This is a genomic window from Nocardia tenerifensis NBRC 101015, assembly GCF_000308715.1.
Classification (GTDB): domain Bacteria; phylum Actinomycetota; class Actinomycetes; order Mycobacteriales; family Mycobacteriaceae; genus Nocardia; species Nocardia tenerifensis.
The window spans coordinates 19279-35220 of the sequence record NZ_BAGH01000102.1 but is presented as its reverse complement, the minus strand read 5'-3'; the positions used below and the strand labels follow the sequence as shown (position 1 = coordinate 35220).

The 15942-nt window shown below is 65.2% G+C and carries 16 protein-coding genes, 1 tRNA gene and 1 pseudogene; 10 read left to right on the top strand and 8 right to left on the bottom strand.

The genetic code is table 11. The features are described from left to right. From ON39_RS08345 to ON39_RS08330, 4 genes are all read right to left on the bottom strand, one after another. On the bottom strand, positions 1-712 hold a 712-nt coding region (locus ON39_RS08345; protein WP_040732716.1), incomplete at its 3' end, for an ATP-binding cassette domain-containing protein. An 84-nt stretch (positions 713-796) separates the two neighbouring features. Beyond that, positions 797-1288 (bottom strand): single-stranded DNA-binding protein, encoded by a 492-nt coding sequence (locus ON39_RS08340; protein WP_083894318.1) that lies wholly within the window; start codon positions 1286-1288, stop codon positions 797-799. Between the two features lie 189 nt (positions 1289-1477). Continuing rightward, complete coding sequence (locus ON39_RS08335) at positions 1478-2446, bottom strand: threonine/serine dehydratase (RefSeq protein WP_051186406.1); 969 nt, start codon at positions 2444-2446, stop codon at positions 1478-1480. Positions 2447-2524: 78 nt separating this feature from the next. Then, positions 2525-4558, bottom strand: a complete 2034-nt coding sequence (locus tag ON39_RS08330) for a bifunctional copper resistance protein CopD/cytochrome c oxidase assembly protein (protein ID WP_040732715.1) — start codon at positions 4556-4558, stop codon at positions 2525-2527. Between the two features lie 82 nt (positions 4559-4640). Between ON39_RS08330 and ON39_RS08325 the strand changes: the two genes are divergently transcribed. The 6 genes from ON39_RS08325 (at position 4641) to ON39_RS08300 (ending at position 10353) form a co-directional block, all read left to right on the top strand. Then, the gene (locus ON39_RS08325; RefSeq protein WP_246003090.1) at positions 4641-5027 is read left to right on the top strand and encodes a DUF4345 family protein; all 387 of its coding nucleotides are present in this window, start codon (positions 4641-4643) and stop codon (positions 5025-5027) included. A gap of 69 nt (positions 5028-5096) precedes the next feature. Then, positions 5097-5170, top strand: a tRNA-Arg gene (locus tag ON39_RS08320). A 267-nt stretch (positions 5171-5437) separates the two neighbouring features. Next, positions 5438-5746 carry a hypothetical protein gene (locus tag ON39_RS49630; RefSeq protein WP_040732714.1) on the top strand — a complete coding sequence of 103 codons (309 nt, stop codon included), beginning with the start codon at positions 5438-5440 and terminating at the stop codon, positions 5744-5746. Between the two features lie 17 nt (positions 5747-5763). Beyond that, the gene (locus ON39_RS08310) at positions 5764-8256 is read left to right on the top strand and encodes an AAA family ATPase (RefSeq protein ID WP_169335867.1); all 2493 of its coding nucleotides are present in this window, start codon (positions 5764-5766) and stop codon (positions 8254-8256) included. A 278-nt stretch (positions 8257-8534) separates the two neighbouring features. Beyond that, positions 8535-9518, top strand: a complete 984-nt coding sequence (locus ON39_RS08305) for an esterase/lipase family protein (RefSeq protein ID WP_211336418.1) — start codon at positions 8535-8537, stop codon at positions 9516-9518. Between the two features lie 580 nt (positions 9519-10098). Further along, positions 10099-10353 (top strand): FAD-binding oxidoreductase, encoded by a 255-nt coding sequence (locus ON39_RS08300; RefSeq protein WP_146251278.1) that lies wholly within the window; start codon positions 10099-10101, stop codon positions 10351-10353. Between the two features lie 107 nt (positions 10354-10460). Here ON39_RS08300 and ON39_RS08295 read toward each other — a convergent pair whose 3' ends face one another. Next, positions 10461-10748, bottom strand: a complete 288-nt coding sequence (locus ON39_RS08295) for a hypothetical protein (protein WP_146251277.1) — start codon at positions 10746-10748, stop codon at positions 10461-10463. 234 nt (positions 10749-10982) lie between these two features. On the opposite strand from ON39_RS08295, the pseudogene ON39_RS51375 reads away from it, so the two are divergent. The 3 genes and pseudogenes from ON39_RS51375 to ON39_RS08280 form a co-directional block, all read left to right on the top strand. Further along, a pseudogene (locus ON39_RS51375) lies at positions 10983-11579 on the top strand (hypothetical protein); the annotation flags it as partial. 217 nt (positions 11580-11796) lie between these two features. Continuing rightward, complete coding sequence (locus ON39_RS08285; RefSeq protein ID WP_146251276.1) at positions 11797-12066, top strand: hypothetical protein; 270 nt, start codon at positions 11797-11799, stop codon at positions 12064-12066. After that, positions 12063-12281 (top strand): hypothetical protein, encoded by a 219-nt coding sequence (locus ON39_RS08280; RefSeq protein ID WP_040732706.1) that lies wholly within the window; start codon positions 12063-12065, stop codon positions 12279-12281. The genes ON39_RS08285 and ON39_RS08280 overlap by 4 nt, the downstream gene beginning before the upstream one ends. Positions 12282-12441: 160 nt before the next feature. Here the strand turns inward: ON39_RS08280 and ON39_RS08275 are convergent, their stop codons facing one another. Continuing rightward, positions 12442-13338: a Sco1979 family transcriptional regulator gene (locus ON39_RS08275; RefSeq protein WP_040732705.1), complete on the bottom strand. Its 897-nt coding sequence runs from the start codon at positions 13336-13338 to the stop codon at positions 12442-12444. 380 nt (positions 13339-13718) lie between these two features. Next, a complete protein-coding gene (locus tag ON39_RS08270) occupies positions 13719-14621 on the bottom strand; it encodes an RNA polymerase sigma factor (RefSeq protein ID WP_146251275.1) in 903 nt (300 codons plus the stop codon). 276 nt (positions 14622-14897) lie between these two features. Here ON39_RS08270 and ON39_RS08265 point away from each other — a divergent pair, with 276 nt between their 5' ends. Continuing rightward, positions 14898-15080, top strand: a complete 183-nt coding sequence (locus ON39_RS08265; protein WP_040732702.1) for a hypothetical protein — start codon at positions 14898-14900, stop codon at positions 15078-15080. 224 nt (positions 15081-15304) lie between these two features. Here ON39_RS08265 and ON39_RS08260 read toward each other — a convergent pair whose 3' ends face one another. After that, positions 15305-15892: a dihydrofolate reductase family protein gene (locus tag ON39_RS08260; RefSeq protein WP_040732701.1), complete on the bottom strand. Its 588-nt coding sequence runs from the start codon at positions 15890-15892 to the stop codon at positions 15305-15307. Positions 15893-15942: the final 50 nt, after the last annotated feature.

Genomic DNA, 15942 nt, shown 5'->3' with positions numbered 1-15942 from the left:
CGTAGGGGTAGGCGCGGCCGCGGTCGAGCTCGAGAATCCACTCGGCGACATTGTCGAGGAAGTACCGGTCGTGGGTGACCGCGAGGACGGCGCCCGCGTATGCGGCCAGGTGCTGTTCGAGCCACAGCACGCTCTCGGCGTCGAGGTGGTTGGTCGGCTCGTCGAGCAGCAGCAGGTCGGGCTTGCTCAGCAGCAGCTTGCACAGCGCGACGCGGCGGCGCTCACCACCGGAGAGGTTGGTGACCGGGGCGTCCGGCGGCGGGCAGCGCAGCGCGTCCATGGCCTGCTCGAGCTGGGAGTCGACGTCCCATGCGTCGGCGTGGTCGAGGTACTCCTGCAGCTTGCCCATCTCGTCCATGAGCTCGTCGGAGTAGTCGGTGGCCATCAGCTCGGCGATCTCGTTGAAGCGATCGAGCTTCACCTTCACCTCGCCGAGGCCCTCCTCGACGTTGCCGCGGACCGTCTTCTCCTCGTTCAGCGGCGGCTCCTGCATGAGGATGCCGACCGTCGCGCCGGTGGCGAGGAAGGCATCGCCGTTGTTCGGCTGATCCAGTCCGGCCATGATCTTCAGCACGCTGGATTTACCGGCGCCGTTGGGGCCGACGACACCGATCTTGGCGCCGGGAAGGAAGTTCAAGGTGACATCGTCGAGCACGACTTTGTCGCCGTGCGCCTTGCGAACCTTCTTCATTTGGTAAATGAACTCAGCCATAAGGTGAAAGCCTATCGGTGTCGGAAACGGTGAGTTGAACCGGCGGATACCCGTCGCGGCGCGGGGGCGGAACGGCCGCCGAAATCAGGCGTCGGCGTGCTCGGGGTCGGTCGTTCCGGGGAGCGCCGCAGGGGCGGTCGCGACATTCTCCCCCAGCCCGTCGCCTACCGGCACCTTAGATTCAGCGCCGAAGCGTTCTCCAGTATTCCGCATCTCCGAGGACCTGGTGACGTGCGCGGTGCAGCGTCCGAGGTCGGGGCCGACGGCGCTGGCCCGCATCTCCAGGTCGCGCCGGTCCATGCCGTCCCTGGTGCGATATTCGAGCGAGCGCAACTGGCCGTGTGCGATGACCGGATCGCCGCGGCGCAGCGAGGCGTCCACGCCGGCCGCCATCCTGCGCCAGCAGTTCACGGTGAGGAATAACGTCCCGTTGTCGACCCATTCGCCCGTGCTGCGATCCAGTCGGCGCGAGTTGCTCGCCATCCGGAAGCTGAGCACCCGCTCGCCGTTGGGCAGGTCCCGCTTCACCGGGTGGTTGACGATGGTGCCGATCACGGTCGCGTTCGCCTCGTACATGATGTCGCCCCTTCGCATTCGGCCCGCGGCGGTTGCCCGGGGACTTCCTCCCCTCGGGGAGTGCCCCTCAAGCCTCATCGATGCGACCGGCGATCGGGTGCCTCGGTCCGAGAATGTGGACAACTTTCTCGGATGTGGATATCCGGCGCTTCTTTCGCGTCGACCGACCGCCAGCGGAACCGAAAACGGTTACAGCGCCGAAAGATCGGTATTGGCGCCGCAGAGCACGATCACCGGCCGCTCGTCCGCCGCAGGCACGTACGCGCCGCTCTGCACCGCCGCCAGCGCGGCCGCGCCCGCGAACTCCACGACGATACGGAACTCGCGCCACAGATAGTCGCGGGCCGTCGCGATCGCGTCGTCGGTCACCAGCAGCGAGCGCACCTGATAGCGGCGCGCGACGTCCATCGCGATGTCCCCGATCCTGGTGGCGCCCAACGATTCCGCCGCGATGCTCGACACCTCGACCTCGACCGGCTTGTCGGCCGACAGCGCCGCGTTCAGCGTGGGAATGCCCTCCGGCTCGACCCCGATCACCTGCTGGCGGCGGCCGATCGCGGCCGCGATGCCGGACACGAGCCCGCCCCCGCCCACCGCGGCCAGCACCGACGGCCGCCCGCGCACCTGCTCCTCGATCTCCAGCCCGACCACCCCCGCGCCCGCGACGATGGCGGGCAGGTCGTAGGCGTGCAGCTGCAGCGCGTTGCGTTCGGCCGCGAGCTCGTTCGCGTGGTCGAGCGCCTCGCCGTAAGTCGTTCCGTGCCAGAGCACCTCGGCTCCGTGCGACCACATCGCGGCGACCTTGGTGTGCGGCGCGGACTCCGGCACGACCACGGTGCACGACTTTCCGAGCTGCGCGGCCGCCAGCGCCGCCGCGATCCCCGCGTTGCCGCCCGAGGCGATGACCACCTGGTCGCTGCCGTCCTCGGCCGAGAGCAGCGCGTTGAAACTGCCGCGAATCTTGAAAGTGCCGCCGTACTGGAGGTATTCGAGCTTCATCGTGACCGGAACCGGTCCGTTCGGCCCGGCGACGGAGGTGTGGAAGACCGGTGTCTTGCGGGTGCGACCCGCCAGCCGCCTACGCGCGGCTCGCACATCGGATCGATGGATCCGATCGGTCGGGCTGTGTTCGGAGAAGACTACGGACCGCTCGTTCACAACCACACCTTGACCAACTCGACTCCACCGTGACCTACAGACATCATGCCCAAAGGCATTGCGCCGACCGACCGTTCCTTACTTGTGTACCCCTCGGTCACGTTTGGCCAGCTCAGCGAACATCGCGTTGTGCGCGGCGAGGGCGGCGTCGTGGTCGCGGTCGGCGGCCCGGTCGGTGCGCTGAGCGAGTCGCCGGTCGCTGCGCGACCACTGGATCAGCAGGGCCATCATCACCACCACCAGCGGCACCTCGCCGCTCGCCCAGGCCAGGCTGCCGCCGGTGCGCTGGTCGCCGAGCAGGTCGCCGTTCCAGCCGAGCCCGAGGCCGCGGTAGAACCAGCCGCCGAGCACCGTGGTCATGCTCATCAGCGCGATGCCGAAGAAGGCGTGGAAGGGCAGCGAGCCGAACACCATGCCGAGCTTGGTCAGCGGCTCCACCCGGCGCGGCTTCGGGTCGATGCCGATGACGACCCAATAGAACAGGTAGCCGCTGAGCAGGAAGTGCACGTTCATGAGCAAGTGCGCGGCGTGCGAGTCGGCGTAGGTGTCGAAGATCCCGCCGAGGTAGAGCGCGTAGAAGCCGCCGACGAAGATGACCGACGCCACGATCGGGTGCGTCAGGAATCGCGAGACCGGATTGTGCACCGCGGCCAGGATCCACTCGCGCGGTCCTGGCGCGCTGTCCCGGCCGGCGGGCGGCAGGGCGCGCAGGGCCAGCGTCACCGCGCCGCCCAGCGCGAACAGGATCGGCGCGAGCATCGACAGCGCCATGTGCGCGCCCATGTGCACGCTGAACATCGCGGGCGCGTACCGCCCGACCCCCGACGAGGTGGCGAGCAACAGCACCGCGCAGCCGGACAGCCAGGCGATCGTCCGCCCGATCGGCCACGCGTCCCCGCGCGCCCGCAGCCGGCGCACGCCGAGCAGATACAGCACCGCGAGCACGATCGACAGCGTCCCGAAGATCAGGTCGAACCGCCAGTCGAACAGCAGCCGCGCCACGGTCGGCGGCCCGGCCAGGTTGTAGCCGAGTTCGACCTCGGCCGGTGTCGGCTCGGAGGTCGGCGGGGGCGGCGGAGTACGGCCGAGGCCCACCGCCAGACCCATCGTGGCCGCGAAGACCAGCGCCTCCACGCCCGCGAACCTGACCAGCGCGCCGCGGTCGCGCGGATTCGCCGCGAGCGCGGGCAGCGCGGCGCGGCGCTGCGCGAAGCCGATCAGGCCGAGCACGATCAGCGCCGCCGCTTTAGCCAGCACGAGCCTGCCGTAGGTGGTGGTGAACAAGTCATCCCACGGCACCCGGATCCAGGAGTTGATCACTCCGCTGACTCCGATGGTGACGAACGCGATGGTCGCGGTCAGCGAGAAGCGCCGCGCGGCCAGGTCGGTGTGCGCGCCGCCACGGCGTGCGTGCGCCAGCAGCGCGAAGAGGCCGCCGACCCACACCGCGGCCGAAACCAGGTGCAGGATCAGGCTGTTCGTCGCGAGGTCGTGCGCGCCGCCGGAGGACGAATGTCCCGTCAGCGCCAGCGGCATCATCGTCACGATGGACGCGGCGAACAACACCGGCGTCCACCCCCAGCGCAGCGCGAGCCGGGCGCCGACCGCGACGATCAACGCGAACAGCACCGTCGTGCGCCAGGCGCCCGCCAACTCGATCTGATCGATGGCGCGCCACAGCGCCTCCGGGCGCAGCACGTCACCGACCGGCTGCCCGGTGGTGTCGGACACCGTCAGCGGAATGAGCAGCGCCGCACAGCCCGCCCAGACGAGCGCGAAATTGGCGGCCCTGCGCACCGCGCGGTACCCGCCCACGTCGAGCAACCCGCTCGACTGCGGCGGCACCAGGAACGCCGCGAACAGCAGCGAACCGACCGTCAGCGCCGCCGAGAGATCGGCGAGCGCGCGCACCGCAGGCAGGCCGTAGGTCGTGAGCGACCCGGGATCCGGAATGCCCAGCAGGCTCAGCGCCTGCGCGGCCGAGAGCCCGACCACCAGCGCGGCGACCACCGCCGCGACCGCACCGGCCAGGGCGATCACCACAGCGTATGTCGCCGCCGACCGAGTGACCTCCAGATCAGATGAAGCGGACGGGTCCTGCGCAGACGACATACGACTTAGCGTAGTTCGATTGCCATCGCGTGGCCGCGCTGGGTTTGGGCCGATAGGGTGGTCGGCGGATCACGGAGGTGCAATGTCGATCGTGTCGATCGTCTTGATTGCCTTGGTGGCGTTGTTCTTCGCCGCCATGGGCGTCTACGGGCTGTTGCGGCCCAGCCAGCTCACCGACCCGCTCGGCCTGCTCGCCGACCGCGCGGACGCCCGCGCCGAGGTGCGGGCCGTCTACGGCGGCTTCGGCATCGCGATCGCGGTGATCCTCGGATTGGCCGCCGCCGACGTCGGCGATGTACGAGTCGGCGCGTGCGTGACGGTCGCCACGGCGCTCGGCGGCATGGCCTTCGGCCGAATCTGGTCCGGCTTCGTCGAGAGCCCGTCCGCCTTCTTCCCCGTCTGGTTCTACCTGGTGCTCGAGGTGATCATGGCCGCGATGCTCGTCCTCGCCGTCACACTCGACCCCTAGCCATCTGGTCGGTCGCTATAATTGGCCCGCTGGACAGCACGGCCAATGTCGGCCATGGTGGAACCCACTGCCTCCGTAGCTCAGTTGGATAGAGCAAGGGCCTTCTAATCCCTAGGTCGCAGGTTCGATTCCTGCCGGGGGCGCGTAACCCAGCACGGGCCATATGGCAAATATGGTGCCCTACCAGGGCATCTTCCTCCACGAGGAACTCGCCATATGGCCCGTTCTGAGGCCCTATGGCGTCCAATGTGGAGAGTAGATGGAGAGCCGTAACGGCAGGTTATGGTTCATTTGTAGCTGGAAACCCGCATCACCTCAGTCGGATTCGGCCGCAGGCGCGGCACTGACTGCAACATCTCCGTCTCTACCCGCAGGCTTTCGATGGCAAACCTCACCGATCACCTAACGGCGTGTCGCTGGTCGACACGCCGGAGATAATCCTCAGCCTTGACCCCGACAAAGTGTGCTACTCGGCGGCTCGCCGCCGACATACAGTTCCCATCTCGACCAACACTGGCGAAGGGCTTGAGGAAGTCGCCAAACTCGTTAAGACGCTTGCACTCTGGGATCTGATAGGAGGGAAGGACCCACCCGGGGTCATGGAAGTGTCATGCCTTGGCGAGGACCTTGTGCCCATGCGTCGACTGCTGCTACTACTCGTCGAGACCGACGCGATGGCGGCGGTCATTTCGCTACGATGTGGGCATTCGATGGACTAGGTCGATCGGGGATGCCCGTGGCAAATTCGGGCTGGCGGTATGTCGGCGTCGGCATAGACGAGTATGCGGACTTCGAGCCCTTGACGCGCGCGGTGACAGACGTCAGGGAGCTTGGTCGCATACTGCATCCCATCTTCGTCGGCACACCTGCCTGCAATTCGACAGCCAACGAAGTCCGCGACTATCTGACGACAGTTGCCGACGACACGGTAGCTTCACTGGTCCTGTCCTGGAACGGCCACGGAAAATTGTCGGGTGGCCGCCTCCTGCTGGCGACCCGGAACGCGGGTGGGGTCATCAGCGTGGAGGACGTGATCGACAGCTGTGTCAGCAGCGGTGCTCGCCAACTTCTATTCATCATCGACACATGCCACGCGGGAGCAAGCATCGCTGATGTGCACTCGATTGCGTCGCAGTTTTTGGCCGAGTGCCCGCCTGAAGGGGACCGGGTGTGGTTCGGAATTCTGGTCTCTAGTACCGCAACTGGGTCGGCCCGGGACGGCGTGTTCGGCACTTTGCTGCGGAAACTGCTCACTGTAGGGCCGGACTCGCCGGAACTGCGGCGACGCTGGTCCGCGCACAATCGGCTGATTGTTGCCGATGACCTGGCTGACGCATTGAAAAGCGAATGGACCGAGCCGGATCACGAGCCGGACTTTCTGTCTCGCGGGTTCCGGGAGCCGTTGCTGCCGAACCCTTTGTGGGACCCGGGCGCTGGTCAAGGAGTGGTCGAACATCTTTTAACTGCCGCGCGTGGCGGGGCCCTTCCGGGCGAACGATCATGGTTCACCGGCCGGGAACACGAGCTGCGAGAGATCGTCGACTATGTACGTTCAGGCCGGACCGGTGTTTACGCAGTGACCGGAGCGGCCGGAGTGGGCAAGTCCGCGCTCGTCGGTCGTATTATTTCGTTGGCGGATAAGGCAGAACGTCAACGTTTGATGGCCAACTGGGAACCGTGGGACCGCCATGCCGAACCCGGCGCAGGATCGGTGCATGCCCACGTGCATCTGCGTGGTCTGGATACCGAGAGAGCCGCCGAACAAATAGACGGCAGGCTGGTCAGTTCTGGTGTATTGCGCCCAGCTGAGGAAGGCCGCCGCAACGCCGCCGAGCTGATCGGTGCGGTGCAACGCGTCGCCAACCAACGACAGTCACCGCCGGTCATCGTGGCGGACGGGCTTGACGAAGCGCGTGAGCACGCCTCGTTGATCGCCCAAGATCTGCTGCTCAGCCTGGCACGTTACGCCACGGTTGTCGTTGCTACCAGAGATATCCAGGGCAGCGATCGAGTCGAGTCCCTGCTCGCAACTTTGCATCCCAACGCGACACTTGACCTGGATCGGTCAGCGGATCACAGCATCGTGCAGCGATACATCCAGCGCCGTCTGACCGGCGCAGCGCTGAACATGGACCCGGCTGCGGTCGCCGACCACCTGACGCAATTCACGGAAACTTCGTTCCTGCTAGCTCGAATCGTCGTCGACCAGCTTCTCGCGAACCCGGTTGATACCAATGCGCCGAATTGGCAACGGCATGTTGCACATTCGGTACAGACCGCGTTCGATCTCGACTTGGAGCGAATCAGCGCGCCCGGTATTCGGCTACCCCCCGGCGTGCCAGCTCGTGCACTGGCACGCATCATGCTATTTGCCCTGACTCATGCCTTCGGTGCTGGCTTCCCCGAGGAGGTATGGCTGGATGCCGCAGGCAAGTTGGTAGGTGGTGAGCTGGATCGCGAACACATCGGTTGGCTTTTGGACAGTATGGGCAGGTATATAGTCCAAGACGGCGAAGACGGCGTAGCAACCTATCGACTGGCACACGCCAGTCTCGCCGATTACCTGATGATCCAGGAAGAACCGAGCCAACGCGGATCAGACGAAGCTGCAGCCGCGGTCTGGGCAGCCGTTGACGACCGATACAAGAACCTCAGGCAGCGAGGCCTACCGCCGGAAGCGTCACCGTATCTGCGGAACTATGCGCGACGGCACGCAGCCGCAGCAGGCGTACCGGGTCTCGCGCGACTGCGTCGAATGGCGGACGAGGATGATCGGTTCACTGCGGACCTTGCCCAGAGCGCACTGGACGTCGCCTGGGTCGATCACGATTCTAAAAACTTGCCTGCGACCCTTCCGGTCGCCGAAGAAGCGGTCCAGCTCTTCGGTCGGCTCGCGCCGGCAGGTCACCTTGAACGGGCTGGGCTCGCCCGCTCGCTCAGAGTGCTGAGCGGCTACTACCAGCGCCTCGATCGGGACGCAGAAGCCGTAGTCACCATGCAGGCGGCGATTGACCTGTACTCGAGTCTCTCTGCGGACAACGAGATGCACCAATTAAATCTCGCCCAGGCGCTGGAAGAGCTGGGAACACTCCACCTTGCGGCGCATCGATGCGGAGAAGCTGCTACCGCAGTGGCTCGGGCCATGGAAATATACCGAAATCTGGCCGCCGGTAACCGGTTAGACGCTACGACCTCGCCAGAGCGACCGACGCCCATGCCATCTTCCTGATGCTTGACGCTCAGGTCGTTTACCGTGCCGCGCGTTCAGTCCCGAGACAGACGCGAGACCGCTCCCCGGCCGGCGGAAACTCACGTGCTCAGGAAGGCGGGGCTTCGCGTACACAAGAATCGCGGCGACGACCGCAGACGCCCGAGCCGTTGCCGTTTCTCGAACGTCGCCCGCCCGAACGGAACCGACGCCGCACGGATCGCGGCCGAGGGCCGGGAATCGACCGGGAACGCTAATACCAAGGTATGCCCCCTCACTTCTCGCGCAGAATGTCTGGGGTGACGAGTACTGATTTCGTCGTCGTACTCCCAGGCATCATGGGTAGCACACTGCAGCAGAACGGCCGGCTGGTCTGGTCGCCATCCGCAGGCGCGACGTTGCGGGCGATCCGCACGTTCGGCGACAACATCCACCGTCTCCGGCTGCCTGTCGGCATCGGTGACGAACATCCCACCGACGGCGTTGAAGCTGTCGCGTTGATGCCAGATCTCCATGTCATTCCGGGACTATGGACCCCGATGCGGGGATACGATGGCTTGCTGAAACGGCTGGAACGCCTGCGACTTGCGGGCGAGGTCGGCGTCATCAGGCCGTTTCCCTACGATTGGCGACTGTCCAACAGATACAACGCTCGCCGCCTCGCCGCTGTGATCGGCGATGAGCTGCCGCGCTGGCGAAACAGCCACCCGGCACGGGCCGAGGCACGCGTCGTGCTCGTCTGCCATTCAATGGGTGGACTAGTCGCCCGCTGGTATCTGGAGAAGTGCGGCGGCGCAGAGGTCAGCAGAAAACTAGTAACCCTCGGGACTCCGTTTCGTGGCGCGGCCCGAGCCGTCGAGCAACTGTCCAATGGTGCTCATAAGGGACTCGGCAGGCTATCAGTTGACCTCACCGAGTTTGCCCGCAGCCTCCCGGCGCTACATCAACTACTCCCAGATTACGCGTGCATCGAGCACGCCAACGGTTTGCACCGAATCGATGAGATCGCCGTACCGAACATCGACACAGCCATGCTCACCGACGCCCGGCATTTCCATACCGACCTCGCGGACGCCGAAATGCGGCGCCCGGCTGCCCTCGACATGACCCATGCGATCGTCGGCACCCGTCAGCCCACGGCGACATCACTTCGGCTCGGGGTCGACGGGATCGAGGAGCTCGACACAATCGACGGCAGCAATGAATACGGCGACGGGACAGTTCCGCTCGCCGGTGCCGTCGGCCACGGTTTGACAATGAGTAGCAATAGATTCGGCGCATAGTCGACCGACACGGCAACCTGCAGCATAACCGAGCCGCACTCGACGAGATAGAATCGATCATCACGTCGTCGGATGTGCGGCGCCGCAATGGGGAATCGACCGCCATCCGTGTCACAGCGCCGGAACTGGTGATGCCCGGCGAGTCAATCACCGTCGAAGTGACTCTTGAACCGGGCCCGTCCGGTCGCTTACCCGCTGTCCGCATTCAACTCGCAGCCGCAGACTCGCCACTGGCGTCTGCCACGGTTAGTCGTGTTCCGAAAATCCGTAATAAATACGCCGTTACCAGCTTCACCTCGCCATATCCCGGGGCCTACACCATCCAGGTCAATGGCATCACGCCCGGTTCGCCGATCACGCCGGTTAGTGCCACCGTGCTGGTGTGGTCCGGTAGGCGCTGATGGCGGAAATCTCGTAGAGAGCTAGGTCACGGCACCCGAGAGCATGTGCATCGCACACAGGCACCCTCGATAAACGCGCCCGAACGGATCGCAAGTTTCTGCTGCCATTGACTCGCGGCGCGTGCTGCGATGCTGCCGCACTTCGGACGAATCGGACACAGGGTGCGCACCGTCCCAGAGTGATTTCGGCGACCGAATTTCCTACGGGGACCGATGAGGTCCGGAGGGCCGTGCTGGCGGCGCGGGCTGAGAAGACACCGCTGTATCCCCTCAGCATCGCGCGCAATTGGGGTATGGGGTCGCGGTATCCGGTGGTGGACGGCTGCCGGGTGCTCGATCCGAGCGGGATGATGGCCGTGCTGACTCTGGATCTCGACGCGGGTCACGCGGTGTCGAACCCGGCGTCACACAGCGCAGGCTCGCTGCCCTGCTGAAGGGCACGCCGTGGATGCTGAACGTGACGGCCGGCTGCGCGGATGCCGGCATCATCGGCAACATCCTCGAACGCGGTGACGGCACGATTTGAGGCCGTACCGAGGACCTACTGGGCCTGGAGGTAGTACTGGGCACCGGCGAGATGGTGACGACCGGAGGTCTCGATCGGCACGGGCGACGCACCGGTCGGATCGCGGGGCCCGACCTGACCCGGGTCTTCCAGCAGTCCAACCTCGGCGTCGTCACGGCGGCGGGCCATCGGTCTGATTCCCCGGCCGGAGACGGTCGCGTTGGTCCACGCCACTTTCGCGCGCAAGGCGCTCGACGCGGGCGTGGACGCGCTGGTCCGGATCAGCAGGTCACGCATGGCCGAGCACGGGATGGCGCGACTCATGGAACTGTTCGTCGTCCCGGACCGCGGCTCCGCCGCGATCCCCCCCGGCACCGACCCGGCCACGGTGACGATCCAGCTGCCGCTGCTCGGTTCACCGGGTGCAGTACGGGAAGCGGAAAACGTTGTGCGAGCGGACTTTCGGGATACCGCCGCGCCGGTGGCGCTGGTGTACTCGACACGGCCACGACTGCCCCGGACGACCCGCTGTACGCTCGCACCCAGTTCGCCCGGGGCATGCCGACCTGTGACGCGCTGCCGACGGGCCTGCGCGTGCGGGCCTGCGACCAGGCCGACGAGCCTCCCATCGGCTGGCTGATGTTCCTGCCGACCGTGCCGTGGCGGCAGGAGAGCCTGACCACCGCCGTCGACGTGATGCGCGTCGAATGCGAGCGGCGCGGCATCGCGAGCATGCTCGAGTTCAATGTGATCTCCCAACACAGCGCCAACATGGTCGCGCAGGTGCCGTTCGAGCGTAGTCGTCCGCGCGAGCGGACAGCTCCAAATCCTGTTGATCGATATTCGATCGGTAGGCCGGAAGCCGCACGCGGAGAAAGGATTCCCGAGCGGCCTCGCGCAATGCGTGGGCGCGCTCCACAGCGTCCAGTGTCTCCGGGACAGGCCGCTGCACGGCCTCAAGGACCTGTTCGACCCGGACGCCATTATCGCGCCCGACCGCTACTTGGTGGCGCCTCGGTGAACGACCGCGTACCGGCATCGGCCGCCAAGATCGAGGCCGATGTCGTCATCCTCGGCGCGGGGATCGGCGGCTCTCTTCTCGCTATACTGTTGGAGCGCAGCCGGTTACGGGTCACCGTGGTGGAGCCGAAGCCCGTCGTCGGCACGAAGGAGGCCGATTTCCTCAAGCCGCGGGGTCTGCGCATTCTCGCCGAGCACGGGCCGCTCGATTCGCTGCGGGTGCGGGGTGCGCTGCGGCGGGCCACGATCAGCTTTCTACCACGACGGCGAGCCCCTGCTGTCCTACGATTTCGCCGCCCACACCTGACTCGGGTACTACCTCATGATCCCTTACGCCGAGATAGTGCGCATTGTGCTCGCCGCGTGCGCGGAACTGCCCACTGTGGATATCCGGTTCGATACGACTTTGGAGGACCTCCGGACCGAGGAATCGGTCATCACCGAGGCGCATCTGTCGGACGGAACCCGGTTGACCGCAAAAGCATTCGTCGACGCAGTCGACATCGGTAGCTTCGAACGCGTGCCCGTCGCCGCGTTCACCACCGCGCCCTATCACCGCGGCGACGCGGTGTCGTTGGGCGGCAGCGCATTCGGCTGCCATCCGATGACCGACCAGGGATGAGCTACACCATGGAGGACGCGGCCGTGCTGGCCGAAATTCTCGTCGAGGCCGGCGATCCGAACGACTTGGCGCATCTGCTCGAACAGCGATACGAACCCCGGCGACTCGCCCACACGAAACTGGTCGAATACGGCGACAACCTGGCTCGTTCCTATCACGACCGAGACGCCTACCCGCGTGCCCACGACGCGGACCTACACGGCGGAGACCGGTGAGGCTGGCCCGCGCGGCGATCATGGCTGTGCGCGGCACGGGCCCGGACACAACATCCCTCTTCCGCACGGATATGACGACAAATCATCCACCGACTCACCGACTCACCGACATGCCGGCACGCTGAGGAAGTGCTGGACAGAGTCCTTTCCCCGGGCGTGATCACAGCTCTGCGACCGCAGCCATCAGCAGAGCACGCGACCTCTCCGGTGTCTCGGCCTGCACAGCGAGTCGGTCCATCACCTCACGGTAGAGGTGGATGTCCTCTCGTCGATCCAAATACAACGCAGAGGTCAGTTGTTCCAGGTAGACGATGTCGGGCAGTTCTTGCTCGGCGAAGCGCAGGATCGTGAACGAATTGCCTGCCGCAGCATTGCCGCCCGACCGGAACGACAGCACCTGGATGATCACCTGCGGCTTGCTCGACATCTCCACGAGATGCTCTAGCTGCTCGCGCCATACCTTCGGACCACCGACCTGGCGATATAGCACGGCCTCGTCCAGCACCGCCCACAGCATCGGCCCGCCCGTCGCATTCAAGATCTGTCGACGCCTGGTGCGTAATTCCATGCGTCGCGCCGCCTGAACATCGCTACTCGGATCCTGACAGCATTGCCCCGGGCGCTGTGCCTCCTTGGTGTTTCCGTACAGCACCATGCCTACTGCGTTGGCGTAATCCTCGGTTTGCAGTAATCCTGGAACCAGCTGACCCTCATACGTTCTGATCGTTTTCGCAGCACCTTCCAGGCCGAGGTAGGTCCCAAACCAGGATGGCAGCAAATCGTTGAATCGATGCCACCAACCCGGCTGGTTGGCCTTCCGCGCCAGCTCCAAAATGAACATACGCTCATCGGCGTCGACGACCCCGTATAAGGTCAGCAGATCCCGGAGATCGCGTTCCTTGAATCCGATCTGTCCGAGTTCGAGCCGGCTGATCGTGGCGCCCGAGCCGCGAATATGCTCACCTGCGGTCTGTCGGGTGATGCCACGTGCCTCCCGCAACCTGCGCAATTGACCGCCGATCGCGATGCGGACCGCGGTTGGACCACGCTCCGCCACACTCGCGTCGACAAAGGGCGTGCCCCTTGGTCGATTGTGCGCCAGTTCTGTTGCTACAAGGGTGGCGGCGATCCGATGATGGCCATCGATGATCGGCCTACTCGGGAAGGCCGTTCCCGCAGTTTGCGCGAGAACGGCAACGGGCGCACCGCCCGGCGCGTGTGTCAGTAGGGCGGGCGTTGCGAACGGCAACAGATGCTCGACCGCGCCCACATTGTGCGACTCGTGTTCGGTAAGACTTCGGATGTGCTCCACTTCCTCGTGGCTGATGCGCTGTTGCAATTGGCGGGCCCCTGGCGTGCCCAGCGATGACTGCTCGATCAAGTCACGGATACGGGCGAGATCAGCGGGCGTGGCCGGGTTAGTGTTGTCGGATCGGTTCATGACTTCCTCCTCGTCACGGTCAACCGGTCGACCCATTCGTGCTTTTCTTTCAGCCGTGCCCATCGTTGTTCGATTGCCTTCTTAGTGGTCTCGGGATGCAGCTCAGCAATCTCAGCCGCGGTGTAGCCACTGGCCTTGGCCCAGATGATCGTGCGCTCCAGCGTCGACATCCCGTGGAGAGCATCGCGGATGACCGCGTTATTGATCGCGGTGGCCTCGGGATCCGGGAACGGGGTGACGCAGAGGAACTTGCCGAAGCCGTCGTCTGCCAGCTCGTCGGGTTTGCAATCCGCGTGGCCGGCGGCGAAAAACCGATCTCGCCGCCGATGCTTGCGGAACTCATTGCCGAAGGCCAGTACGCAGGCCCCGACGAAATAGGTGGTCAGACTCATTCCGCCGTCAGTTTTCCAACCGGTGCCCTCCTGCAGCTCACGCTGGACCTTGACCAATGCGGAGGCAACCGCTGGGCGTATAAGGTCGGCGCGGTGAGCGTCCTCAGTGGCGAGGCGGTGCCGTTCTTTCTGTGTGGGTGGTGGCGCCAATCGGACATCGTTATCTCGCAGGACCTTGAAGATCCAGCCGGTATATGACCAGGCGATGAGTGCCGCGGCACCCTGACGGATCAGTGCGGTCGCGAACAGATCCCATGTCGGGCCGGTGAATCCGAACTCTTCGAGCGCGGCGAACAACTCGCCGTCGGCACTCGAGCACTCGCGCGTCTCGACCACGGTTGTCGCATCGAGAACGTAGTCCACCTGCGCCGCCACTTGAAGCTGGAGATCTTGCTGCGCATCGGCGAGGTCAGCGACATCATCGGATTGCTCGCCCGAACACGGTTGCGAGGGGCCACTGTTCGATGACCCGCACCCCGAGGTAGGCGCATCGTCAGACGATGCCATCGGCTTCCTCCTCGCCGCGCGCTCGACACCACACCTGACCCATGCCAGGTGTTCGACCCGCCGCGGCGGCCACGCGCGGACGCCTCCCTTATAGGCACCTCGGCACCGGCAGTTCCCCACTCGGCGCCGAGAAACTGAAATATCCCTACCTTCAAGCTAAGCCGGGGAGCCATGGACCCCTGGCCGCCTACAACCTTCGGCGAACAACGAGAAAGGAAACGGAGTGCCGATCAACTCGAACCCGTCCTACCCCGGCGTGATCCGCCGAGACGTATCGTGATCAACCTGATCACGGGCACCAGTACCATCGCCGCCGTCGTCGGCTCGATCCTGTGGTGGCTGCACATCGACGGCCCCACCCGCCTCTGTGCCGGGTTCGTAGCTGTCTTCCACCCCTCCAAAGAACGCCGTGCCGACGCTCGTGCGGTTCTGACGGCTACCAAACGACGTCGACGGTGACGGGGCTGCTACGGCGGAAGTTCTTCCCAGCCTGCGCCTTCGTCGGAACGGTCCTTAGTCGTCTCGACGCAATCGTCTGATGCTGCCGCTGCGCTTTACCCACCATTGCGATCCTGCTCGCCTTCCCACGCTGGACGCCGATGCTTGCTGGGCACGCCCGGCTCCGAGGCACTGTAAGCGTAGAGCGTCCGGAGCGGTTTGCTGGACGATCGAGTCGCTGGTGCTCAGGATTCGGAGGGAGCCGGGCGATAGGTTGCTATCAGTACCCCGGTCGGGGTTGGGGTGCAGTCGATCAGGTGGAGGCTGTGTGCGTCGTCGGTGTGGCCGAATAGTTGGTGTCCGGAGCCGAGGACTATGGGGTGGATCATCAGGAAGAGTTCGTCGATTAAGCCGTGTGGGAGTAGGGAGCGGATCAGGTGGCCGCTGCCCATGATGGCGAGGGTGCCGCCTGGTTGTTCGCGGAGTTCGGTTATTTGTGCCGGAATGTCGCCGGTGAGGAGGGTCGAATTCGGCCAGGGCAGTTCGAGATTGGGGTCGGACGAGGCGACGTACTTTTGGGTTTGGTTCAGGCCTTCTTTGAAGGGGCCGCCTGCTCGGTTCCAGTGGGTGAGCATGTCTTCGTAGCTGCGGCGGCCGAACAGCCAGGAGAATTGGGGGCCCATTCGCTCGCTCATGACGCGGCCCATTGCCGGGTCGTTGGCGTGGGTTGCCCAGCCGCCGTGGCGGAAGCCGTCTCGGGTGTCTTCGTCGGGGCGGCCGGGACCCTGCAGGACACCGTCGAGGGTTATGTGGTTCACGACGAGCACGCGCATGCGAATTCCTTTGCGACGGAGACAAACGCGTGATCGGCGATCGGTGGGCG

Coding starts and splice junctions, on each gene's coding strand:
- ON39_RS08340 (WP_083894318.1), bottom strand. CDS start 1,288: ATGTACGAGGCGAACGCGACCGTGATCGGCACCATCGTCAACCACCCG.
- ON39_RS08330 (WP_040732715.1), bottom strand. CDS start 4,558: ATGTCGTCTGCGCAGGACCCGTCCGCTTCATCTGATCTGGAGGTCACT.
- ON39_RS08325 (WP_246003090.1), top strand. CDS start 4,641: ATGTCGATCGTGTCGATCGTCTTGATTGCCTTGGTGGCGTTGTTCTTC.
- ON39_RS08295 (WP_146251277.1), bottom strand. CDS start 10,748: ATGAGTCGCGCCATCCCGTGCTCGGCCATGCGTGACCTGCTGATCCGG.
- ON39_RS08280 (WP_040732706.1), top strand. CDS start 12,063: ATGAGCTACACCATGGAGGACGCGGCCGTGCTGGCCGAAATTCTCGTC.
- ON39_RS08270 (WP_146251275.1), bottom strand. CDS start 14,621: ATGGCATCGTCTGACGATGCGCCTACCTCGGGGTGCGGGTCATCGAAC.
- ON39_RS08260 (WP_040732701.1), bottom strand. CDS start 15,892: ATGCGCGTGCTCGTCGTGAACCACATAACCCTCGACGGTGTCCTGCAG.